Source organism: Cellulomonas aerilata (assembly GCF_007991755.1).
Taxonomy (GTDB): Bacteria; Actinomycetota; Actinomycetes; order Actinomycetales; family Cellulomonadaceae; genus Pengzhenrongella; species Pengzhenrongella aerilata.
In genome coordinates, this window is the sequence record NZ_BJYY01000012.1 from 207,912 (window position 1) to 230,475 (window position 22,564).

A 22,564-nucleotide genomic window follows, 5' to 3' on the forward strand; every position below is an offset into this window, starting at 1 on the left:
CCGGCGTCAGCCGCCGGAGACGCTGAGCTCGGCCTCCTCCAGGGCGCGGCGGAAGTCGTCGCTGAGGTCGCGCGAGTCCAGCCACCCGTCCGGCAGCGACGGTCGCTTCGGGGAGCCGGCCCGCCCGCGCTGCCCCTCGGCCGCCGCGCCGGGGTACGGCTGGTCGAGGTCGAGCTGTGCGAGGCGGTCGTCGAGCTCCGCCAGGGTGGAGATCAGCCCGAGCTGGGCGCGCAGCGCGCCACCCACGACGTAGCCCTTGAGGTACCAGGCCATGTGCTTGCGCATCTCGCGCATGGCCTTGTTCTCCTCGCCGAAGTGCTCGACCATCAGCTCGGCGTGCCGCCGCACGACGCCGGCGACCTCGCCCAGACCCGGCCGCACCCGCGTGCCCGAGCCGGCGAACGCCGCTGCGAGGTCCGCGAACAGCCACGGCCGGCCCTGGCACCCGCGCCCGACGACGACGCCGTCGCACCCGGTCTGCGCGACCATCGCCAGGGCGTCCTCGGCCGACCAGATGTCGCCGTTGCCGAGCACCGGGATGTCGGTGACGGTCTCCTTCAGGCGGGCGATCGCCTCCCAGTCGGCGGTCCCGGAGTAGTAGTCCGCGGCCGTCCGGGCGTGCAGCGCGACTGCGGCGACGCCGGCGTCCTGGGCGACCAGACCCGCCTCCAGGTAGGTGAGGTGGTCCTCGTCGATGCCCTTGCGCATCTTGACGGTGACCGGCACGCCGTACGGCGACGCGGCGTCGACAGCCGCGCGCACGATGGAGGCGAACAGGTCCCGCTTCCACGGCAGCACGGCGCCGCCGCCCTTGCGGGTCACCTTGGGCACCGGGCAGCCGAAGTTGAGGTCGACGTGGTCCGCGCGGTCCTCGGAGGCGATCAGCCGGACGGCGGCGCCGACGGTCGCGGGGTCGACGCCGTAGACCTGCACGGACCGCGGCCGCTCGTCCGGCTCGTGGGAGATGATCCGCATCGACTCCTCGCCGCGCTCGACGAGCGCGCGGGAGGTGACCATCTCCGCGACGTACAGACCCGCGCCGCTCTCCCGGCACAGGCGCCGGAAGGCCGCGTTCGTCACGCCGGCCATGGGGGCGAGCACCACCGGGGTGTCGATGACGAGCGGCCCGATGTGCAGGGGCGGCAGCACGTTCGTCGTGCCGGTGACGGCACGTGCGGGTGTGCCCGCGGGTGCGGTCGCAGGCGTGTCGGCGGCAGGGGCGAGGGTCACCGCTCCATTGTCCCCCAGCCGTGGCGCGGCGCCGGACCGGTCCGGTGGCGCGGGAGCGGCCCGGACGGCGTCCCGCGGGCACGACCGGAGGCTTGTGCCGCCGGGCCGGGACGAGGACCGTCGGTCCCGGGGCCCTCGCCGCTGTGGCGACGTGCCTCCCGGGTCGCCGGCCGACGACTCGCCCGCACAGGTGGGAGGCGCGCACAGTGGAGAGCCCGATGGCACACCGTGTCCTGCTGGTGGCGAACCGGACGCTCGGGAGCGAGGAGGTCGCGGCGGCCGTGCGGGAACGGGTCGCGGCGGGTGGGACCGAGCTGTGGATCGTGGTCCCGGTCGAGGTCCCGCAGGGTCAGGGCGCGGTGTCCGTGGCCGGCGCCGCGCCCGCCGGCGAGATCCTGCCCGTGCGCAACCGGGCGCCGGATGCCCGCGCCTATGACCTGGCCGAGCGGCGCCTGCAGGAGGCGCGGGACCGCTTCGGCGCGCTCGGGGTGCCCGTCGGGGGCGAGGTCGGCGACGTCGACCCCTTCAAGGCGGTCAGCACGGCGATGGGCAGGCACGAGTTCGCGGAGGTGGTCGTCTCCACGCTGCCGAGGGCGGTGTCGCACTGGCTGCGCGTCGACCTGCCGAGCCGGGTGCACCGCAGGTTCAAGGTCCCGGTCACCACGGTGACCGGCCGCGACGCCTGACCTGTCCGGCACGTCGACCCCTCGCCCCGCCGAGGACGGCAGGGTCCTCGCCCGTGTCGGTGGCTGCCGCCACACTGGTGCGCGTGCCGACCATCTCTGCGCAGGGCATCGTCAAGACCTACGGCTCGGTCCGAGCGCTGGACGGGCTCGACCTCACCGTCGAGGAGGGGACCGTGCTCGGCCTGCTCGGCCCCAACGGCGCCGGGAAGACGACGGCGGTGCGGGTGCTGACCACCCTGCTGCGGCCGACCTCCGGCACCGCCACGGTCAGCGGCCTGGACGTCGTCCGGGACGCCAAGGCGCTCCGGGCGCGGATCGGCGTCTCGGGGCAGTACGCCGCGGTGGACGACAACCTCACGGCGTTCGAGAACCTCGACATGGTGGGGCGCCTGTACCACCTGGGCGCCGCCCGGTCCCGACAACGTGCGTGGGAGCTGCTCGAGCGGTTCGACCTCACCGAGGCGGCCAAGCGCCCCGTCGGCCAGTACTCCGGCGGCATGCGACGGCGCCTGGACCTGGCGGGTGCGCTCGTGGCCGAGCCCGCGGTGCTGTTCCTCGACGAGCCGACCACGGGCCTGGACCCGCGCGGGCGGCTGGGGATGTGGGACGTCATCTCCGAGCTCGTCGCGGCCGGGACGACGCTGCTGCTGACGACCCAGTACCTGGAGGAGGCGGACCGGCTGGCCGACCGGATCGCCGTCATCGACCACGGCCGGGTCATCGCCGAGGGGACGTCGGACGAGCTCAAGGCGACCGTGGGCGGCGAGCGGGTGGAGGTCACCGTCGCCCGCTCGTCCGACCTGGCGCGCACCCGGGACCTGCTGGCGCCGGTCGCCGTCGGCGAGCTGGTCACCGACGAGCACACCCGCACCGTGACGGCGCCGGTCACCGGCGGGGCGGGCGCGCTGGTCGCAGGGCTGCGCGCGCTGGGCGACGCCGGGATCGACGTGCAGGACGCCGGCGTGCGCCGTCCCACCCTCGACGACGTGTTCATGTCCCTGACCGGTCACGAGGCCGAGGCCCGCTCCACGGAAGGTGGTCGCTCATGAGCGGCATCGGTCACGCGCTCGGCGACGGCTGGACCGTCACCCGGCGCAACCTCATCAAGATCAAGCGCGTCCCGGACCTGCTCGTGGGCTCGACCATCGCCCCGATCATGTTCGTGCTGCTCTTCGCGTTCGTGTTCGGCGGCTCGATCTCCCTGCCCGGCGCACCGCAGATCGACCCCGCGCTCTACCGGGAGTTCCTCATCGCCGGGATCTTCGCCCAGACCGTGGTGTTCGGCGCCACGATCACCGGCACCGGGATGGCGCAGGACGTCAAGAGCGGCATCGTCGACCGGTTCCGGTCCCTGCCGATGGCGCCGTCAGCGGTGCTGATCGGCCGGACGACCGCCGACGTGGTGAACAACGTCCTCACCGTGGTGATCATGTCGATCACCGGTCTGGCCGTGGGGTGGCGGATCACGACGTCGGTCGGCGAGGCGCTGCTGGGATACGTGCTGCTGCTGTTCTTCGCCTACTGCATCAGCTGGCTGATGGCCTACGTCGGGCTGCTGGTCCGGACGCCCGAGGTCTTCAACAACGCCTCGTTCATCGTCATCTTCCCGCTGACCTTCATCGCCAACACGTTCGTGCCGTCCGACAACCTGCCCGGCCCCCTGAAGACCTTCGCGGAGTGGAACCCCATCTCGACGGTCACGCAGGCGGCGCGCGAGCTCTTCGGCAACATCCTGCCGGGGACCCCAGCGCCGACCGCCTGGCCGCTGCAGAACCCGGTGCTGTACACGGTGCTGTGGGGCCTGGTGCTCCTGGTGATCTTCGTGCCGCTCACCGTGCGCCAGTACCAGCGCGCCGCCGCTCGCTGACCGCCCGCAGGGGCTCCGATGCAGCCCCGGTGTGCGCCCGTCCGAGCCTTGACCGGCCCCGGCCCGGCGGCGAACACTCGGAGATCCGGGAGTCGCACGAGGAGGTTCGTCATGCGTGCTGCACGTGAGGTCGGCCGCCGGGGACGGCGCCTGTGGACAGCGAGTTCTCTCGCGGCGGTCACGCTCGCCGTCGCGGCGTCGCCCGCCGGGGCGATCACCTTCGGAGAGCTCGACGGAGAGCTGCACCCCAACGTCGGTGCCCTGCTCGTCGAGGACGACGCGGGTGGCTACGCGTCCATCTGCACGGGCACCCTGATCGACGAGGACGTCTTCCTGACCGCGGCGCACTGCCTCGCCGCGGTCGAGGAGTTCGACCTCGGCGACGTGTTCGTGTCGTTCGACACCGACCTGACCGACGGGGTGACCGGGGTTCTCGACGGCGACGGCGTCATGCACCCGCTGTACGGATCCGGCGGCGCCAACAACGCGTACGACATCGCCGTGGTCCTGCTCGACCAGCCGGTGGCAGGCATCGAGCCGGCCGCTCTGCCCGAGGTCGGGCTCCTCGACCGGCTCCAGTCGGAGCGCACCCTGCGCCGGCAGCCGTTCACCGCCGTCGGGTACGGGCTGGTCCGCGAGGACAAGACGGGTGGTCCGGCCGCGCTCGTCGACGACCCGCGCCGCCGCTTCACGACCCAGACCGCGGCGTCCCTGCAGAAGGCCTGGCTCCTCCTCTCGATGCAGCCGTCCACCGGCGACGGCGGCACGTGCTTCGGGGACTCGGGTGGGCCGCACTTCCTCGGGGGCGCGGACTCGAACCTGGTGGTGGCCATCACGGTGACCGGGGACGCCGTGTGCCGGGCGACCGACAAGACCTACCGACTCGACACGCCCTGGTCCTCGGAGTTCCTCGCGCAGTTCCTCGACTGAACGAGACCGCGCCACGCTCCCCCGACGGCGCCCGAGCCCACCCGGCCGGGCGCACGACTCAGCGCAGGTCCCGCCGCATGATCACGCGGGGGAAGCCGCCGGCGACGGCGTCGGTGTCGGCCGCCTTCGTGAAGCCGGCGCGCTCGAACTGCGCGCGGGTCCCCACGTACGCCATCGTCAGGTCGACCTTCGCGGTCCCGTTGTCGACCGGGTAGCCCTCCACCGCCGGTGCGCCCTGCGACCGGGCGTACTCGACGGCGCCCGCGAGCACCGCGTGCGAGATCCCCCGGCCGCGGTGGCCGGGCCGCACGCGCAGGCACCACGCGGACCACACGGGCAGGTCGTCGACGTGCGGGATCTTCCGCGACCGGGCGAACGGGAGCTCCGACCGAGGGGCGACCGCCGCCCACCCGACGACCTCGCCGTCGTCGTAGGCCAGGACGCCCGGTGCGACGTCCCGGCGGCACAGCTCGCGGACGTACTCACCGCGTGCGGGCCCGACGAGCTCGCGATTCGTCCTGGCGTCGACGCGGTGGCTGAGGCACCAGCACACGGAGGACTGCGGGTTCTTCGGGCCGAGCATGGTCGCGACGTCGTCGAACCGGGTGATCGTCGCCGGGAGGACCTCGATGCTCACGTCCCGCACGCTACTCGCGACGTCCGTCCGCGAAGGGCGATCCCCGCGCTGGCGCCGGGCGCCCCGCGAGCCGGTCCCGCCGCCGTGGCGGGACCGGCTCGCGGCCGGCGAAGGGGCCGGTCAGGCCCCGACGAGCCGGGGCGCCAGGTAGGACACGACCTGGTCCAGGGCGACCCGCTCCTGCGACATGTCGTCGCGGTGGCGGATCGTCACCGCCTGGTCGTCCAGGGTGTCGAAGTCGACCGTGAGGCAGAACGGGGTGCCGATCTCGTCCTGGCGGCGGTAGCGGCGGCCGATCGCGCCCGCGTCGTCGAAGTCGACGTTCCAGCTCTTGCGCAGCTCCGCGGCCAGGTCGCGCGCCTTGGGCGAGAGCTGCTCGTTACGGGACAGCGGCAGCACGGCGGCCTTGACCGGCGCGAGCCGCGGGTCCAGGCGCAGCACGGTGCGGGTGTCGACGCCGCCCTTGGTGTTGGGCGCCTCGTCCTCGGTGTACGACTCGACCAGGAACGCCATCAGCGACCGGGTCAGGCCCGCGGCCGGCTCGATGACGTACGGGACCCAGCGCTCGTTCTTGGCCTGGTCGAAGTACGACAGGTCCTGACCGGAGTGCTCGGCGTGGGTCTTGAGGTCGAAGTCCGTGCGGTTCGCGATGCCCTCGAGCTCGCCCCACTCGCTGCCTTGGAACCCGAAGCGGTACTCGATGTCCACGGTGCGCTTGGAGTAGTGCGACAGCTTCTCCGTCGGGTGCTCGTAGTGCCGCAGGTTCTCCGGCGCGATGCCCAGGTCGGTGTACCAGGCGGTCCGCGTGTCGATCCAGTACTGGTGCCAGCTCTCGTCGGTGCCCGGCTCGACGAAGAACTCCATCTCCATCTGCTCGAACTCGCGCGTGCGGAAGATGAAGTTGCCCGGGGTGATCTCGTTGCGGAAGGACTTGCCGATCTGGCCGATGCCGAACGGCGGCTTCTTGCGCGCGGTGGTCACCACGTTGGCGAAGTTCACGAAGATCCCCTGCGCGGTCTCCGGGCGCAGGTAGTGCAGCCCGGACTCGTCCTCGACCGGGCCGAGGTAGGTCTTGAGCATCATGTTGAAGTCGCGCGGCTCGGTCCACTGACCGCGGGTGCCGCAGTTGGGGCAGGCGATGTCGCCCAGGCCGTGCTCGGCGGCGCGGCCCTTCTTCTCCTCGTACTCCTCGAGCATGGTGTCCTCGCGGAACCGCTTGTGGCACGACAGGCACTCGGTCAGCGGGTCGGTGAAGACGCCGACGTGACCGGAGGCGACCCAGACCTGGCGCGGCAGGATGACCGAGGAGTCCAGCCCGACGATGTCGTCACGGCTGGTGACCATCGTGCGCCACCACTGCTTCTTGATGTTCTCCTTCAGCTCCACCCCGAGCGGTCCGTAGTCCCACGCGGAGCGCGTGCCGCCGTAGATCTCCCCCGACGGGAAGACGAAGCCGCGGCGCTTGGCCAGCGAGATGACGGAGTCGAGACGGGACGGAGCAGCCACAGGTGTTCACACCTCTACGGGAGGGGGGGACCCCGGCCTGGATGGCCGGGCGAGCCCGCTCAGGCTACCGGCCCCCGCGGAGGGGCCCACCGCCCCGGGCCCCCCGACGGCGGCTGCCCGTCCCCGCACGCGGGCCGACCCAGCGGCCCCGCACGGCCGCCACAGACCACATGAGGACCGGCGAGCGCAGACGAGTTTGACAATCATTCTCACCAGGGCAGACCATCGACCCATGCCCCGCTCCGCCCTGGCCCTCTCCGGCGCGCTCGCCGCCGGTGTCCTGCTGCTCGCCGCCTGCTCCTCCGGGCCGCAGGCGTCGGCCGCGGACGAGGACCGCACGCAGGTCCTCGCGTCGTTCTACCCGTTGCAGTACGTGGCGCAGCAGGTCGGCGGCGACCTCGTGGAGGTGTCGTCCCTCACGCCTCCCGGCGCGGAGCCGCACGACGTCGAGCTCTCCCCGCGGCAGGTCCGCTCGGTGTCCGAGACGGACCTGGTCCTCTACCTGTCGGGCTTCCAGAGCGCCGTCGACGAGGCGGTCGACGCCCGGCAGCCCCAGCGGGTGGTGGACGCCGCCGACGTCGTGGACCTGCTCGAGGGCGGGGCCCACGCCCACGGGGAGGGCGAGCAGCACGCCGAGGAGCACGCGGCCGAGGAGGCCGACGCCCACGAGGAGGAGGGCGACGCCCACGCCGTCGACCCGCACTTCTGGCTCGACCCGCAGCGGCTGGCCGCCCTGGCCCAGCCGGTCGCGGACGCGCTCGCGGAGATCGACCCGGCGAACGCCGACGCCTTCTCCGCCGCGGCGGACGAGCTCGCCGCCGCACTCGCCGACGTCGACGCCGCCTACGGCACAGGGCTGGCGACCTGCGAGCGCCGGGTCGCCGTGACGTCGCACGAGGCCTACGGGTACCTGGCCGACGCGTACGACCTGGAGCAGGTCGGGATGTCCGGCCTGGACCCGGAGGCAGAGCCGTCCCCGGCCCGTCTGCGCGAGATCGGCGACGTCGTCCGCGCGAACGGTGTGACGACGCTGTTCACCGAGACGCTGGTCAACCCCAAGGTGGCCGAGACCCTCGCCGGCGACCTCGGTGTGACCACCGCGGTCCTCGACCCGATCGAGAGCCAGCCGGACTCCGGCGCCGACTACCGTGCCGTCATGGAGCAGAACCTCGAGGCCCTGCGGGCCGGCCTGGGGTGCTCGTGACCGCCGGCCCCTCCTCCGCGCCGACCTCCCCCTCCGGCACGCCGGGCTCGTCCGGCCGGCGGCGCACCGTGGCGGTCGACGCGCGTGACGTCCACGTCGTGCTCGGCGGGAGCGCCATCGTCCGTGGGGTCGACCTCGTCCTCGAGGAGGGCGAGGTCGCCGCGCTGCTCGGCGCGAACGGCTCCGGCAAGTCGACGCTCGTCCGCGCGCTGGTGGGTGCCGTCCCGATCGCGTCCGGCAGCGTCACGCTGCTGGGCCACCCGCTCGGCCGCGGCGTGCCGTGGGAGCGGATCGGGTACGTCCCCCAGCGGGTCAGCGCCGCCACCGGCGTCCCGGCGACCGCCGCCGAGGTGGTCGGCTCCGGGCTGCTGCACGGGCGACGGCTCTGGCCGCCGCGGCACGCGCAGCGACGCGTCCACGCCGCCCTGGACCTCGTCGGGCTGGACCACCACGCCGAGCGGCCGGTCCGGGAGCTGTCCGGTGGCCAGCAGCAGCGCGTCCTGATCGCCCGCGCCCTGGTGCGCGAGCCCGACCTGCTCGTCCTGGACGAGCCGGTGGCCGGGGTGGACCTGCCGAGCCAGCAGGCGTTCGCCACGACCCTGTCGCGGCTGGCCGAGCGCGGCACGACCGTCCTGGTGGTCCTGCACGAGCTGGGAGCGCTGGCTCCCCTGGTGCGGCGTGCGGTGGTGCTGCGTCACGGCGCCGTCGTGCACGACGGCGCCCCGCCACGCCCCGCCCACGACCACGACGCCGACGAGCACGACCACGTGCACCCGCACGACGACGACGCGGGCCTGGCGCGGACGCCGGCCGCCGGACTGAGGTGGGAGCCGTGATCCTCGACGAGCTGGTGGGCATGCTCACCGACCCGCTCATGCAGCGCGCGCTGGTCGCCGCGCTGCTGGTCGGCCTGGCCGCACCCGTCATGGGCACCTACCTCGTGCAGCGGCGGCTGAGCTTGCTCGGCGACGGCATCGGCCACGTGGCCCTGACCGGCGTCGCCCTGGGCTGGCTGGTCGGCAACGCGATGGGCCTGGTCGAGGGCGCCCTGGCGATCCCGGGCGCCGTGGTCGCCGCGATCGCCGGTGCGGTCGTCATCGAGCTCGTCCGTGAGCGCGGTCGCACCAGCGGCGACGTCGCCCTGGCGCTGCTGTTCTACGGCGGGATCGCCGGCGGCGTCCTGCTCATGTCGCTCGCGGGAGGCACCAACGCCAACCTCATGGCGTACCTGTTCGGGTCGATCTCCACGGTGTCCGGCACCGACCTCGGGCTGACCGTCGCGCTCGCGCTCATCGTCCTCGTGGTCGGGGTGGGGCTGCGGGCCGCGCTGTTCGCGGTGTGCCACGACGAGGAGTTCGCCCGGGCGGCAGGCCTGCCGGTGCGGCTGCTCAACATCGCCATCGCCGTGGTCGCGGCGCTGACCGTCACGGTCGCGATGCGGGTGGTGGGGCTGCTGCTCGTCTCCGCGCTGATGATCGTGCCGGTGGCCGTCGCCCAGCTGGTCGCCTCGTCGTTCCGGCGGACGATGACGCTCGCCATGGTGATCGGCGTGAGCGTCTGCCTGACCGGGCTGTCGATCACGTACTGGCGGGACCTGTCCCCCGGCGCCACGATCGTCCTGCTCGCGATCGCGGTGTACGCGGTGGTCTCGGCGGTGCGGCCGCTGGTGCGCCGGCGGCGCCCTCACGACCCCCACCCGCACGTGCCCGACGACGTCCGGGTGGCCGTCTGATGGCCCCCCGGATGACCCGCCAGCGCGCGGCGGTGGCCCAGGCGCTCGAGGGCTCCAGCGACTTCCGGTCCGCGCAGCAGCTGCACGAGTCGCTGCGCGCGTCCGGCGACGGCATCGGGCTGGCCACGGTCTACCGCACGCTGCAGCAGCTGGCCGACGGTGGCGAGGTCGACGTGCTGCGCACCGCGGACGGCGAGAGCGTGTACCGCCGCTGCGCCCGCCGCGAGCACCACCACCACCTCGTGTGCCGCTCGTGCGGGCGGGCAGTGGAGATCGACGGCCCGGGCGTCGAGGAGTGGGCCGCCCGCATCGGGGCGGCCCAGGGCTTCGCGGACGTCGAGCACACCGTCGAGCTGTCCGGGACCTGCGCGCGCTGCCGGGAGGCGGTCGGCCCGGCCTGAGCAGGGCCGCCGACGCGCCGGTCGGCCGAAGTCGACTGAGCCGCCGGCCCGGGTCGGCGGAGCCGCCCGCGGGGCGGCTCCGGTGGCAGCCCGCCGCACCTGCCCGCAGGGTTGGGGGCATGGGTCGACTGCTGAAGCTCCTGCCTCTTGTCCTCGCCGGCATCCGCTGGTACCGCTCGCGCAAGGCCGGTCCGGGCGCCACGACCCGCTGATCCGGCGCCCCGCCGGGGCACCGGCAGGGCACGACCCGGGGGACCGTCAGCTCGCTGACGGTCCCCCGGGCGCGTCCACGGCCGCGCCGTACCGTCGGTCGCGCTGCGCGTAGGTCTCCACCGCGCGCCACAGGTGCCGCCGGTCGACATCCGGCCACGGCTCGTCGAGGAAGACCAGCTCCGCGTACGCCGCCTGCCAGATCATGAAGTTGGACGTGCGCTGCTCGCCGGACGTCCGCAGGAACAGGTCCACGTCCGGCAGGTCCGGCTCGTCGAGGTAGCGCGCGACCGTCTTCTCCGAGACCTTGCTCGGGTCCAGCCGTCCCGCGGCCACCTCGAGCGCGATCGCACGCGCGGCGTCGGCCACCTCGGCCCGTCCCCCGTAGTTGACGCACATCGTCAGCGTGCACACGTCGTTGTCCCGGGTCAGCCGCTCGGCCTCCTCGAGCTCGGCGATGACGGACCGCCACAGCCTCGGGCGCCGTCCGGCCCACCGCACGCGCACCCCCCAGTCGTTCATGACGTCGCGCCGGCGCCGCAGCACGTCGCGGTTGAACCCCATGAGGAACCGCACCTCGTCCGGCGACCGCTTCCAGTTCTCGGTCGAGAACGCGTACGCCGACACGTGCCGGACGCCGATCTCGATGGCACCGGCGACCACGTCGAGCAGCGACGCCTCGCCTGCCTGGTGACCGGCCGTGCGCGGCAGCCCACGCGCGTTGGCCCACCGGCCGTTGCCGTCCATGACGATCGCGACGTGCCGCGGGACGAGCTCGGCCGGCAGGGCCGGCGGTCGCGCACCGGACGGGTGCGGCGGCGGTGCGACGACCGCGTGCGGCCCGGTCGCCACGTCCGGTGGGGAGCCTCGCCTCATCAGATCCTCTCCACGAGCGGCAGCGAGCGCAGCTGACGCTCGAGGTGGAACTGCAGGAACGCCGACACCAGCCCGTCCGCCTCGCGGCGGTGCCGCTCGTGGCTCGCCTCGGCGACCGGCCACTCGCCGCTGAGCAGCGACGCGAGCAGCGTGAACGTCTCCGGCGCCGGCGCGGTCGCACCGGGCGGGCGGCACACCGGGCAGACGGCGCCGCCCTGCGCGACGGCGAACGAGCGGTGCGGACCGTCGGCCCCGCAGCGGGCGCAGTCGGTGAAGCTCGGCGCCCACCCCGCGACGGCCAGCGCGCGCAGCAGGTAGGAGTCCAGCACGAGCCCGGGCGCGTGCTCGCGGGCGGCCAGGGCGCGCACCGCGCCGACCAGCAGCCGGAACTGGGGGCCGGCGGGCTCCCCCTCCGCCTCGACCAGCCGCTCGGCGGTCTCGAGCATCGCGGCCCCCGCGGTGTACAGGGTGTAGTCCTCGCAGATCGCGCGGCCGTACGCGCCGACCGTCTCGGCCTGGGTGACGATGTCCAGGGACCGTCCGCGGTGCAGCTGGGCGTCGACCACCATGAACGGCTCCAGCCGCGCCCCGAACCGTGAGGACGTGCGCCGCACCCCCTTGGCGACGGCACGGACCTTGCCGTTGCTGCGCGTCAGGAGGGTCACGATGCGGTCGGCCTCCCCCAGCTTCTGGGTGCGCAGGACGATCGCCTCGTCGCGGTAGAGGCTCACCCGACCATTCTCCCCCCGGCGGACGCCGGACCGGTGCGCGGCGCGCGCCGGAGCCGCACCGAGCACCGCCGGAACCGCACCGTCGACCTGCACGTCCCGGTGCACGCACCGGGCCCCGGCCCACCGCGTGGTGGACCGGGGCCCGGGCGGTCGCCGTCGGGCGCCGGCGCCGGACGTCACCGCCCGTGCGCCGGCCTCACCGCTCGGCGCGGTTCACCGCCGAGATGATCGCCTTGAGCGACGCCGTCGTGATGGACGGGTCGATGCCCACCCCCCACAGGACCTGGTCGCCCACCGAGCACTCGACGTAGGCCGCGGCGCTCGCGTCACCGCCCTGGGACAGGGCGTGCTCGGCGTAGTCGAGCACGGAGACGTGCACGCCCAGGCTGGACAGCGCGTCGACGAAGGCGGCGATCGGGCCGTTGCCCGTCCCCTCGAGCGTGACGTCCCGGCCGTTGTCGCGCAGGTCGACGCCCAGGGTGTCGGGGCCGTCCCCGCCGCTGACGGTCCGGGTGCCCCGCAGCGCGAACCGGCCCCACGGCTCGAGCGAGCCGCCCGGCTGCACGGGCAGGTACTCGTCGCTGAAGATGTCCCAGAGGTCGTCGGCGCTGACCTCTCCGCCGTGGGTGTCGGTGAACGCCTGGACCGCGCGGGAGAACTCGATCTGCAGCCGACGGGGCAGGTCCAGGTGCCGCTCGTGCTTCATGAGGTACGAGATGCCGCCCTTGCCGGACTGCGAGTTGACCCGGATGACCGCCTCGTAGCTGCGGCCGACGTCCTTGGGGTCGATCGGCAGGTACGGCATCGCCCACACGACCTCGTCGACCGTGACGCCGGCCGCCTCGGCGCGCGCCGAGCGCGCCTCGAACGCCTTCTTGATCGCGTCCTGGTGCGACCCCGAGAACGAGGTGTAGACGAGGTCCCCGCCGTACGGGTGGCGCGGGTGCACGTCCATCTGGGTGCAGTACTCGACGGTGCGGCGGACCTCGTCGATGTCCGAGAAGTCGATCCGCGGGTCGATCCCCTGGCTGAACAGGTTGAGCCCCAGCGTGACCAGGTCCACGTTGCCGGTCCGCTCCCCCTGGCCGAACAGGCAGCCCTCCACGCGGTCCGCGCCGGCCATCATGGCCAGCTCCGCCGCAGCCACCGCGGTCCCGCGGTCGTTGTGCGGGTGCACGGACACGGCGATGTGCTCGCGGCGGGTGAGGTTGCGGCTCATCCACTCGATCTGGTCCGCGTAGGTGTTGGGCGTGGCCCGCTCCACCGTCGCCGGCAGGTTCAGGACGATCTCGCGTCCGCTCTCGGGCTGGTAGACGTCCATCACCGCCTCGCACACCTCGAGCGCGAACTCCAGCTCGGTGTCGGTGAAGATCTCCGGGGAGTACTCGTAGCCGAACACCGTGTCGTCGTCGAGGATCTTCTCGGCGAAGTCCAGGACGTCGCGCGTGCCGGCGGTGGCGAGCTCGCGGGTGGCGTCCCGGTCGTTGCGGAAGACGACGTCCCGGAACACCGGCGCTGTCGCGTTGTACATGTGGACGGTCGCGCGGCGCGTGCCCACGAGCGACGCCATCGTCCGCTCGATGAGGTCCGTCCGGGCCTGGGTGAGCACGGAGATCGTGACATCGTCGGGGACGGCGCCGTCGGTGACGATGGACCGCACGAAGTCGAAGTCCGTCTGGCTCGCGGCCGGGAAGCCGACCTCGATCTCCTTGTAGCCCATCTTCACGAGCAGGTCGAACATGCGGCGCTTGCGCCGCGGGTCCATCGGCTCGATGAGGGCCTGGTTGCCGTCGCGCAGGTCCGTCGAGAGCCACCGGGGCGCCTGGGTGATCGTGCGGGACGGCCACGTGCGGTCGGTCAGGTCGTACCCGTCCAGCCCGGCGAACGGCCGGTACTTGTGCACGGGCATCCGGGTGGGCTGCTGGGCCGAGCGGATGTGGGAGTCGTGTCGCATCGTCGTCAACGTTCCTTCGTGTCGTGGGTTCTCAGCCGGAGCACGACGACCACCGCGACGAGGGACCGGCCGGTCAGACCTCGCCGCGGCGACGAAGGAGGAGTCCATGCCACAGCACGTCGGCCACTGTACCCCCGGGCCGCGAGCGCCGGGGGCCCGGGCCGTCCCCGCGCGTCCGGTGACCGGATGCTCGGAGGGGCCGGGGTCCGGGTGGTGGTCTGCTGCCGGTACGCCCCGTCCTGGACAGCACCGTGCGCACGACGCAGGGTTGGGGCGGGTGGGGTGAAACTGCTCGGTGAGCCCGGCGTCCGCCGCTCACCGGGGAGTACAGTTCGGCCTACTGTTTTGGATTGGTATGTCCCGTTTGTCTGGGTCATGGGGAGCTGACATGCGCCACCGCTGCTGCACCGGCCGACCTCCGCTCGCATGACCGAAGCACACCTGACCGCCCCGTCCGACTGGGTGGAGATCCGGGTCCTCGGCCCGCTGCGCGTGCGCTCGGCCGACGGCCAGCTCATCCGTGACCGTGACTGGCGCACGGGCAAGAACGCCGACCTCCTGCGCTGGCTCGCGCTCGAGGCCGGCCGGCCGGTGACGGTCGAGACGTTGATCGACGGCCTGTGGCCGGACGTCGACGAGAGCCGCGCACGCGCGAGCCTGCGCACCGCCGTGTCGCACCTGCGCCGGGTGCTGGGGGCGGAGTCGATCGAGCGCACCGGCTCCGACGTCGTCCTCAAGTCGGCGTGGGTGGACGCGGGGACCTTCAGCGCCATGGCCGAGCACGTGGCCGCCCGCCGCCGCGAGGGCCAGCCCGCCGCCGTGCTGGCCGTCGCCCGCGAGGCCGACTCCCTCTACCTCACCGACGTCCCCGCCTCGGAGGGCACGCCCGAGGCGATCCGGCAGCACGCCTCCTCACTGGCCGCTGCGCACCGCCGCGTGCTGGCGGACGCCGCGGAGCTGGCCGTGGAGCTCGGCTGGATGCGGGACGCCGTCGACTACGCCCGGCGCCTGCTCGACGAGGACCCCGTCTCCGAGCGCGCCAGCCGGGCGCTGATGCTCGGGTACGCCGGCATGGGCGAGGTCCACCACGCGCTCGCCGAGTTCGAGCGGTGCCGTGAGGTGCTCGCGGAGGAGCTCGGCGTCGACCCGTCGGCGCAGACGCGTGCGGTCCACCTGCAGGTGCTGCAGTCCGGCGGCCGCACGCCCCAGCGCCGCACCGCTCCCCTGGTCGGCCGGCACGCCGAGGTCGACTGGCTGCGCTCCGTGCTGGAGGGAACCGGCCCGGACTCCCCGTCGGTGGTCGTCACGCTGCTGGGCCGGCAGGGCAGCGGTCGGCGCCGGCTGGCCACCGCGACGTGCCAGCGCGCCGGCATCCAGCTCACGCGTGCCACGTCCGCGGACGACGTCGTCGCCGCGGCCCGCTCCGGCGCGCGGGTGGTGCTCTGGGCCCCCGACGTCACCGCGGACCAGGCCCTGCTCACCCGGCTGCTGACTGATCCCGAGCCGGTCGTCGGCTCCACGTCCGTCGTGCTGGCGATGCCGGCTGCCGGCGAGGACGCGGCCTGGGACGCCATGCCGCGCGGCGAGCACGTCCGCGCGCTGACGATGCCGCCGCTGCTCCCCGAGGACGTGGAGCGGCTGGCCGAGCACCTGCTCGCCGGACCCGTGGCGGCCGCCCTCGCCGAGGAGCTGACCGCGGTGTCCGACGGCCTGCCGGGCCTGGTGGCCTCCACCGCGAACGAGTGGGCGCGAGGCGGCCGGCTCGTGGCGACCGACTCCGGCCTCGCCCTGGCGCCCGAGGGCGACCTGGCCGAGGACGACCCGTGGGGCCGCCGGGCCCTGGCCCGCACCCTGCCCCGCCTGGAGGGCGACGCGCTGGAGGCGCTCCTGGTGGCGGCCATGCTGGACGAGCCGCTGACGCCGTCCCTGCTCGCGCCGCTCCTGCCCGACGGCCCCGGGCACCTGCGCACCCGCGCGACCACCGCTCTGGAGCAGCTCGTCGACCTCGCCGTGCTGGGCACCTCGCCGGCGGGCGTCGTCTGGAAGCACCCCAAGCTGCAGGACGCCGCTCGGGCCTGGGTGCGTCCGTCGGTGCGGCGCCGGCTGCACCGCCTCATCGCCGAGCGTGCCCTCATCCCCAGCGCCCAGCGGATCGGGCACTGGCTCGAGGCCGGTGAGCGCGAGCTCGCCTGTGTCGCCGCGCTGCAGGCCGCCGCGGAGAGCTCCGCGCGCGGGGACCACCACGGCGCCCGCACCCACCTGCTGCAGGTCTGCTCGCTCGGGGACCTGCGCGACGCGGCCGCCGAGGACCGCATCGAGCTCTTCGAGCAGCTCGGTGACGCGTGCGCCATGCTCCGCCTGCCGGACGAGGCCGCCAACGCCTACGGTCAGGCGCTGGAGATCGCGATGACCGAGGCGGTCCAGGACGCCGGGCGGCTGCGCCGCAAGCTGACGAGCGTCTCCGACCCGCGGGCGCTGGAGCAGGTGGACACCGGACGGTCCGCCGACTGGTCCGCGGCCCTGAGCGGGGTCGCACCCACCGGAGTCGCGATGTCCGGCGGGGACCTGGAGACGTCGCTGCGCGAGGCGGTCGCCCAGGCCGACCGCAACCACGACCGGCGCTCGGGCTTCCAGGCGCGCGTCAAGCTCGCCGGCACCGTGTTCCTGCCCCGTCGGGAGTTCCGCGCGGTCCACGAGACCCTCGAGGCGGCGATCGCCCTGGGTCCCCGTCCGGCCGAGCGGCTGCACGCCGACGTGGTGCGGCACCTGCCGTCCGTGCTGCTCGGCAACGCGCTCGCGGCCAAGGGGCCGCTGGAGGCGGCCGGCCGGGTCGCCGCGGAGCTGCGCGAGGAGCGGATCGGCTGGCGCCTGCTCGGGATGCGCGTCCTGGTCACGCACGACCTGGGCGACCCGGCGTTCGACACGCTCTGGCGGGTCCTGCGTGAGCGGGTGATGACCGGTGAGGTGGACGAGGTCGTGCCGGAGCTCGCCGCGACCGGGCTGCGGGTGCTCGTCGAGCGCGAGGAGTACGACCTCGCCCAGGCGTTCGCGCAGCACCTGCCGCTGGCCGGTGGCCCGGCCAACCACATGAACGACCACCTCGCCCGCATCGCCGGCGCCGAGCTCGCGGCGGCGACCGGGGACATCCGGTACGCGATCGACCAGATGCGCGCGGTCATCGACGACGGCACCGCGACCGGGTGCACGCTGCTGGTCCCGGAGGCCGCAGCGCGGCTGGTGGCGCTGGAGGCGCAGCACAACCCGAACGCCGCGCGGGCCGCCTTCGAGGTCTACGACGACATCGTCGGCGCTGCGCTGGGCGGGCCCCGCGAGGAGTTCTTCCGCCGGATGGCACGCGCCGCGGTGCGTGCCGCCCGGGGCGACCACCAGGGCGCGGCGGACGCCATGACCCAGGCCAGCGCGCTGGCGAACCAGTACGGACTGCAGGTCCTGGCCGCGCGGGCGAGGCGCGCCCGCGCGGAGCACGTGCGGGCCGAGCTGCCCCGGACCCTGACGTCCGTGCCGAGCCTGGCCCGGGAGCGGGACGAGGACGTCGTCTGATCCGCGACCCCTCGCGGGAGTCGCGTCCGCCCGGGCCCGTGGGCGCCGCGGCCTCCGGTCAGTCGCCGCCGCTGCGCACCAACGGCCAGATCCGCACGGTGACACGGCCGTCCAGGTTCGCCTCCGGGACCGGCCCGTAGTCACGGGAGTCGACGGAGACGAGCCGGTTGTCACCCAGCACGTAGACTGAGTCCGCGGGGACGACGACCTGGGCGTTGAACATCCCCTCGTCGTCCGGGTCGACGACGTAGGGCTCGCTCACCGGTGCACCGTCGACGTGCAGCACCGAGTCGACGATCGAGACGCGCTCGCCCGGCAGCCCGACCACCCGCTTCAGCGTCTCGGTGCCGTCGCGCACGTCGCGGAAGGTCACCAGGTCGCCGCGTGCCAGGGTCTCGGCCTGCACCGGCCGCCGGTCGACGAGGACGACGTCACCGGCGAAGAGGGTCGGCTCCATGCTCGTCGAGGCGATCCGGACCGGGCCGACGACGTGCGTCCGGACCAGCCCCAGCAGGCCGACCAGCAGGACCGCCACGAGCAGAGCCACGGCGGTACGCCGACGTCGGCGGCCCTCGGCGCGCCGCAGCGCCGGCCCGTGGAGGACCGGCGCTGCGGTGTGGTGCGGTGTCGCCATGGTCAGACCAGCGTCCCGTCGCCGAACGTCTCGACGTTGCCCAGGCCGTTCGCGGCGGTCAGGGCCGCGTCGGGGATGGGCTTCGGCGCGGCGCAGAAGACCCCGTTGTAGTCCCAGTCGTTCGGAACGGTGCCGACCGCGTACTGCTGCATCATGTCGCTGTCCTCGTGCGGCAGGTTGTGGCAGTGCACCATGTACTTGCCGCCCTTGAAGCCGGGGGCCCCGGTGAACTTGATCAGCAGGCGCACGATCTCGTCCTCACCGATGTACACCACGTCCTTGGGACCGTTCTCGTAGGGGCGGGCGGCCTGGCCGTTGCGGCTCAGGACCCGGAAGTCCACGAGGTGGATGTGCAGCGGGTGGTACCACCCGCCCGACTTGTTCTGGAACTCCCAGATCTCCACGTCCCCGATCTGCGGGGTGCTGGTGCCGGTCAGCACCTCGGAATACCCGCTCTGGCGGACGTCCTCCCAGGTGCGGTGATTGATCTGGAAGATGTTCGTGACGTCGTCGTGGTCGAGCTCGAACACCCGGGTCCGCTTGGACTCGCTGACCGCGACCTTCATGATGTCGGCGGTGAACAGCCGCGGCGTCATGGTGTTGCCGACGAGGTTGACCGGCGGGGTGCCGACCACCCGGAACTGCATGACCTTGTTCGTGTTGTCGTAGTCGATGTTGTTCTTGTTGCTGCGGTTCATCAGGTTGACGACCGTCCCGGCGGCGTACTTCGAGAAGTCGATCAGCAGCTCGTAGCGCTCGGCACCGGCGTGCTTGTACTCGCGCACCCGGGCCGGCGCCGGCATGAGCCCGCCGTCGGTCCCGACGATCGCGAACTCGGAGTTGTCGCTCAGGTACAGCCGCAGCGACCGGGCGATGGAGGCGTTGAGGATCCGGAACCGGTAGACCCGCTTGGTGACCTCCAGGTACGGCCACGGCTGGCCGTTGACGAGGATGACGTCACCCCACAGACCGGAGTGCTCGTGCTCGTCCCACGCCAGCTTGCCGTCGGCGGCGAACATGGCGTCGCTGATGGTGAGGCCGATGTCGTGGGCGCCCTTGGGCAGGTCACGCTCCTGCACCTTGTCGTGCAGATGGTACTGCGCCGCGAGCCCGCCGTAGGCGTTCTTGGCGGTGTGGTGCACACCGTGGTCGTGGTACCAGAGCGTGCGCGCGTCCTGGAAGTTGGGGTACCAGTAGTCTTTGTACTGCCCGGGCTCGGTGACGTCGTCCGCGTACCCGTCGTACTGCGGGAGCGACGCGGAGCCGTGCAGGTGCATCGAGGTGTTGAACTCGTGGCCCCACTGCGGGTGGGTGGCCGGGAGCTGGTTGATGACCCGCACCTTGACCGGGAGGCCGGCGTTCGCGGTGTCGGTCCGGTCGACGTCGATGGTCGGGCCGGGCACGCGGACGGGCCGCTCGACGCCGTCGTCGTCGATGTACGCGTAGCCGTACACCGGGGTCTTCAGGCCGGGGACGATGTTCGCCTGGGCCATCTTCTCGATGACGGTGAACAGCCGGTAATTGCCCACCGTCTTGCCGTCCTCGAGCAGGCCGTTGACGACGCGGCCGCGCAGCTGCGGGCCCGGCACCAACTTGGTGGTGAACGGCTTGGGCGTGTTGGCGGGCGCCAGGAAGCTGGCGGTGCCGGTGGCGGCGGACGAGCCGAAGGGCAGCACCATGCCGCCGCCGACGACCAGGGCGCCTCCGAGCAGCAGCTCGCGACGGTTGAGGCTCATCGGGCACCTCCGTCGAGAGCCGCGGCCCCCTGCGTGCTGACGAACCGTGATGCACTCATCGCCGTTCTCCAAGTCCTACTCGAATGGGCTGCCACCTGATCGCGTGGCCCGTTGATGAGTACGTTGTCGGAACGGCGTCAAAGGTTCGTCAAAGCGCTGCCCACCGGCCCTGGTGAGCGCGAGTATCCGCCGTCGGCAGGACGGGTCGCCGCCGGGTTCTCGCCAACGCTTCCGCCCGTGTCCGACCGCACGACAAGGGCACCAAGAATCCTTGACCGACCGTCACGCCACCGATGACCGAAATTCGGTTCCAGCGGTCGGGCGCCTGTCGGCACTGCTGCTTCCTGCCACGGCACAGCACCGGAGCTGGACCCGCACGACAGGGCCCGGGCGTCGCCTCGCCGGACACCCAGGGGCCACCGTGACCGCCGGCTGAGCCTCCGGCGACAGCAGGCGGCGGTGGTCGCCTCAGCGCCCCGCGAGGGGTGCACGGGTGGGGTTCGGAGGTGAGGCGTCCGAGAGGCACGGCTCGCCTGATCGCCGGCGGGGCACCCGGTCGCGACCCTCACGCAGACATGCCGCAGGGCGCCCCGGTTCGACCTGGGCGCCCTGCGGCACGTGCGGTGGTGTGGGCTGCGGTCAGCGCACCGTCTGGGTCACGACGGTGCTCGGCGACGCGGAGGCCGAGTGGGTGAGGTCCGCCGGCGGCGCGGTCTGCGAGAGCGCCGCGGCCAGGGCGGCCGCGCACGCCATGAGGATCAGCTCGGCCGCCGCGAGGCGGACGAACGCCCGCGGACGGCCGGACGCGGCGGCCGTGATGGTCCGGGAGCGGTGGCGGTGCCCGAAGACCCCGAGGGCGGCGAGGGCGACCGTCTTGCCGAGGAGCAGCTGTCCGTAAGCGCTCGTCCACAGCTGGTCGATGGTCGACAGGTACGCCCAGCCGGTGACGAGACCGGACGCGCCGACCACGACGAAGCAGACGAGCGCGACCCGGCTGTAGCGGGGAAGGGTGACAGCCAGTGACGTCCCGGAGCGGCGCAGGTACACCACGAGCGCGGCGAGGCCGCCGACCCAGGCCGCTGCCCCGGCGACGTGGAGGGCGAGGCTGGTGGCCGTCACGACCGGCGAGTCCCCGTGGCCGGCGTGACCGTTCAGCAGCGGGAGCACCAGCGCGCCGAGCGCGGTGAGCAGCAGGAGCACCCCGCCGGCGGGCGAGCGCGTCACGCGTGCCCCGATCGCGACGAGCGCCGCGAGCCAGGCGGACGCGAGCAGCGACCGGGTCTGCTCCAGGTCCAGGACCAGCGGCAGGACGTCCGGGGCGAGGACCGCGGGCACCGGCAGGGCCGCCACCTTGGAGAGCGTGAGGAGCGTGGTGACCAGCGCGGTGACCGACCAGGCGCCGGCCCACCAGGACACGGCACGGACCAGGCGGGCGCCGTCCGACCCGTACCCGCCGTCGCTGCGGGGCAGCAGGACGACGGAGACCAGCAGCACACCGAGCGTCCCGATCGCGGCCAGGTCGTAGGCGGCGCGGGCGATCAGGACGCCCCACCGCGTCAACGGTCCAGGGTCGGCCAGGGCGGTGGGGGTGGCGGCGCCGCCGACGAGGGCAGCGGCCACCAGGACGGCGAGTGCGGCCAGGGCGCCGAGGACGACGGTCTGGCCGGCCGCGTGGGCACGGCCCGCGGTGGGAGCGCCGGTCCCGGACGCGCCCGGCCGGACCTCGTCGGCCTTCCGGACGAGACCCGCAGCGCCGGCGAGACCGGCCTCGCGCCCGGACCGCCGCTGCATGATGACCTGGCTCACTCGTGGTGCCTCTTCCCTGGTCGGACGTCTCACCTCGACATCTCGAGGGTCGCGGTGCGGTGCAAACCGAGCGTCAACGTGACGGCGCGGGCCGCGGAGCATGCCGCGGGCGGGTGGCTCTCTCGGGACTGCGGGCGGCCGGCCGGGTCAGCCGTGCTCGGGGGCGCCGTGCCCGGCATCCGCCGCGGCGCCGTCGTCCACCGTGGTGGCGTCGCCGGCGACGGACTGCTCCGCCTCGGCCGGCAGGACCACCTCGGTCGCCGGACCGCCGTCGTAGGAGAGCATGCCCACGGTGGCCTCGGCCGGGACGTCGAACAGCAGCGTGGCCGACAGCGACGTGCCGGGAGGCAGCACCTCGCCGGGCAGCACGTCGCGGTGCAGCAGGTGGGAGGCAGGCTCGCCGTCGACGGTGAGGGCGAAGTCCTCGCCGGCGTACCGCAGCTCGCTCGCGCCGGCCAGGAGGGTGATGTCGACGGAGACGCGCCGGTCGCCGTCCGCGACGGGGTCCTCGTCGGTCCCCATCCCGGGCATCGCGTGGGCCGGTCGTGCGGCGGAGAGCGCGCCCTCCACCCGGACGATCCCGCCGTCGACGGCGAGCTCGCCGGGACCCACGACCGGGTCGCGGCCCCAGCCCTGGGTGAACGACCAGACCGCGAGCACCAGGATCGCGATCACCCCGGCAGCCACGCCGACCATGGAGCGCACCTCGTGAGGCCCGGCGACCGGGGACGTCACGGTCGGGCGGCGCACCGGTCGCGCCGCAGCGGCTGCACGGGGGGCCGTTCGCTCCATCACCAGCTGGTTCACAGTGCCGCCTCGGGGTCGGGCTCGGATCGGACAGCACTACAGTCCGGGACGGGTGT

The 22,564-nt window shown here is 73.6% G+C and carries 19 protein-coding genes; 9 read left to right on the top strand and 10 right to left on the bottom strand.

The features are described from left to right. Positions 1–6: 6 nt before the first annotated feature. Complete coding sequence (dusB, locus tag CAE01nite_RS07985; protein ID WP_246131085.1) at positions 7–1,149, bottom strand: tRNA dihydrouridine synthase DusB; 1,143 nt, start codon at positions 1,147–1,149, stop codon at positions 7–9. Positions 1,150–1,448: 299 nt separating this feature from the next. Between dusB and CAE01nite_RS07990 the strand changes: the two genes are divergently transcribed. The 4 genes from CAE01nite_RS07990 (at position 1,449) to CAE01nite_RS08005 (ending at position 4,713) form a co-directional block, all read left to right on the top strand. Continuing rightward, positions 1,449–1,916 (top strand): hypothetical protein, encoded by a 468-nt coding sequence (locus CAE01nite_RS07990; protein WP_146902481.1) that lies wholly within the window; start codon positions 1,449–1,451, stop codon positions 1,914–1,916. An 83-nt stretch (positions 1,917–1,999) separates the two neighbouring features. Then, entirely contained in the window at positions 2,000–2,965 is a 966-nt protein-coding gene (locus tag CAE01nite_RS07995; protein ID WP_222595852.1) for an ATP-binding cassette domain-containing protein, read from the top strand. Further along, the gene (locus CAE01nite_RS08000) at positions 2,962–3,783 is read left to right on the top strand and encodes an ABC transporter permease (RefSeq protein WP_146902484.1); all 822 of its coding nucleotides are present in this window, start codon (positions 2,962–2,964) and stop codon (positions 3,781–3,783) included. Before CAE01nite_RS07995 ends, CAE01nite_RS08000 begins: the two co-directional genes overlap by 4 nt. A gap of 111 nt (positions 3,784–3,894) precedes the next feature. Beyond that, positions 3,895–4,713: a S1 family peptidase gene (locus CAE01nite_RS08005; RefSeq protein WP_146902487.1), complete on the top strand. Its 819-nt coding sequence runs from the start codon at positions 3,895–3,897 to the stop codon at positions 4,711–4,713. A gap of 58 nt (positions 4,714–4,771) precedes the next feature. Here CAE01nite_RS08005 and CAE01nite_RS08010 read toward each other — a convergent pair whose 3' ends face one another. Together CAE01nite_RS08010 and CAE01nite_RS08015 are read right to left on the bottom strand one after the other, a co-directional pair. Beyond that, entirely contained in the window at positions 4,772–5,350 is a 579-nt protein-coding gene (locus CAE01nite_RS08010; protein WP_146902491.1) for a GNAT family N-acetyltransferase, read from the bottom strand. A 120-nt stretch (positions 5,351–5,470) separates the two neighbouring features. After that, on the bottom strand, positions 5,471–6,856 hold the full coding sequence (locus CAE01nite_RS08015; protein ID WP_146902494.1) for a glycine--tRNA ligase: 1,386 nt from the start codon (positions 6,854–6,856) through the stop codon (positions 5,471–5,473). A gap of 232 nt (positions 6,857–7,088) precedes the next feature. Between CAE01nite_RS08015 and CAE01nite_RS08020 the strand changes: the two genes are divergently transcribed. Genes CAE01nite_RS08020 through CAE01nite_RS08035 form a run of 4 tightly spaced genes read left to right on the top strand, consistent with a single transcriptional unit; the run spans position 7,089 to position 10,193 of the window. Further along, entirely contained in the window at positions 7,089–8,060 is a 972-nt protein-coding gene (locus tag CAE01nite_RS08020; RefSeq protein WP_146902496.1) for a metal ABC transporter substrate-binding protein, read from the top strand. Then, entirely contained in the window at positions 8,057–8,896 is an 840-nt protein-coding gene (locus CAE01nite_RS08025; RefSeq protein ID WP_146902499.1) for a metal ABC transporter ATP-binding protein, read from the top strand. Before CAE01nite_RS08020 ends, CAE01nite_RS08025 begins: the two co-directional genes overlap by 4 nt. 20 nt (positions 8,897–8,916) lie before the next feature. After that, complete coding sequence (locus tag CAE01nite_RS08030; protein ID WP_146902697.1) at positions 8,917–9,792, top strand: metal ABC transporter permease; 876 nt, start codon at positions 8,917–8,919, stop codon at positions 9,790–9,792. Between the two features lie 11 nt (positions 9,793–9,803). Continuing rightward, entirely contained in the window at positions 9,804–10,193 is a 390-nt protein-coding gene (locus CAE01nite_RS08035; RefSeq protein WP_281285575.1) for a Fur family transcriptional regulator, read from the top strand. Between the two features lie 258 nt (positions 10,194–10,451). Here CAE01nite_RS08035 and CAE01nite_RS08040 read toward each other — a convergent pair whose 3' ends face one another. The 3 genes from CAE01nite_RS08040 to leuA all read right to left on the bottom strand — a co-directional run bounded on the left by CAE01nite_RS08040 (position 10,452) and on the right by leuA (position 13,964). Then, entirely contained in the window at positions 10,452–11,279 is an 828-nt protein-coding gene (locus tag CAE01nite_RS08040) for an isoprenyl transferase (protein WP_146902503.1), read from the bottom strand. Further along, positions 11,279–12,010: a DNA repair protein RecO gene (gene recO / locus CAE01nite_RS08045; RefSeq protein ID WP_146902506.1), complete on the bottom strand. Its 732-nt coding sequence runs from the start codon at positions 12,008–12,010 to the stop codon at positions 11,279–11,281. Before recO ends, CAE01nite_RS08040 begins: the two co-directional genes overlap by 1 nt. A 196-nt stretch (positions 12,011–12,206) precedes the next feature. After that, on the bottom strand, positions 12,207–13,964 hold the full coding sequence (gene leuA / locus CAE01nite_RS08050; RefSeq protein WP_246131074.1) for a 2-isopropylmalate synthase: 1,758 nt from the start codon (positions 13,962–13,964) through the stop codon (positions 12,207–12,209). 426 nt (positions 13,965–14,390) lie between these two features. Between leuA and CAE01nite_RS08055 the strand changes: the two genes are divergently transcribed. Then, the gene (locus CAE01nite_RS08055; protein ID WP_146902509.1) at positions 14,391–17,525 is read left to right on the top strand and encodes an AfsR/SARP family transcriptional regulator; all 3,135 of its coding nucleotides are present in this window, start codon (positions 14,391–14,393) and stop codon (positions 17,523–17,525) included. Between the two features lie 58 nt (positions 17,526–17,583). Here CAE01nite_RS08055 and lepB read toward each other — a convergent pair whose 3' ends face one another. The 4 genes from lepB to CAE01nite_RS08075 all read right to left on the bottom strand — a co-directional run bounded on the left by lepB (position 17,584) and on the right by CAE01nite_RS08075 (position 22,397). Then, on the bottom strand, positions 17,584–18,159 hold the full coding sequence (gene lepB / locus CAE01nite_RS08060) for a signal peptidase I (protein WP_146902511.1): 576 nt from the start codon (positions 18,157–18,159) through the stop codon (positions 17,584–17,586). A gap of 2 nt (positions 18,160–18,161) precedes the next feature. After that, complete coding sequence (locus CAE01nite_RS08065) at positions 18,162–19,895, bottom strand: multicopper oxidase family protein (RefSeq protein WP_146902514.1); 1,734 nt, start codon at positions 19,893–19,895, stop codon at positions 18,162–18,164. A 639-nt stretch (positions 19,896–20,534) separates the two neighbouring features. Beyond that, complete coding sequence (locus tag CAE01nite_RS08070) at positions 20,535–21,701, bottom strand: CopD family protein (protein ID WP_146902517.1); 1,167 nt, start codon at positions 21,699–21,701, stop codon at positions 20,535–20,537. Between the two features lie 147 nt (positions 21,702–21,848). Next, the gene (locus CAE01nite_RS08075; protein WP_146902520.1) at positions 21,849–22,397 is read right to left on the bottom strand and encodes a hypothetical protein; all 549 of its coding nucleotides are present in this window, start codon (positions 22,395–22,397) and stop codon (positions 21,849–21,851) included. Positions 22,398–22,564: the final 167 nt, after the last annotated feature.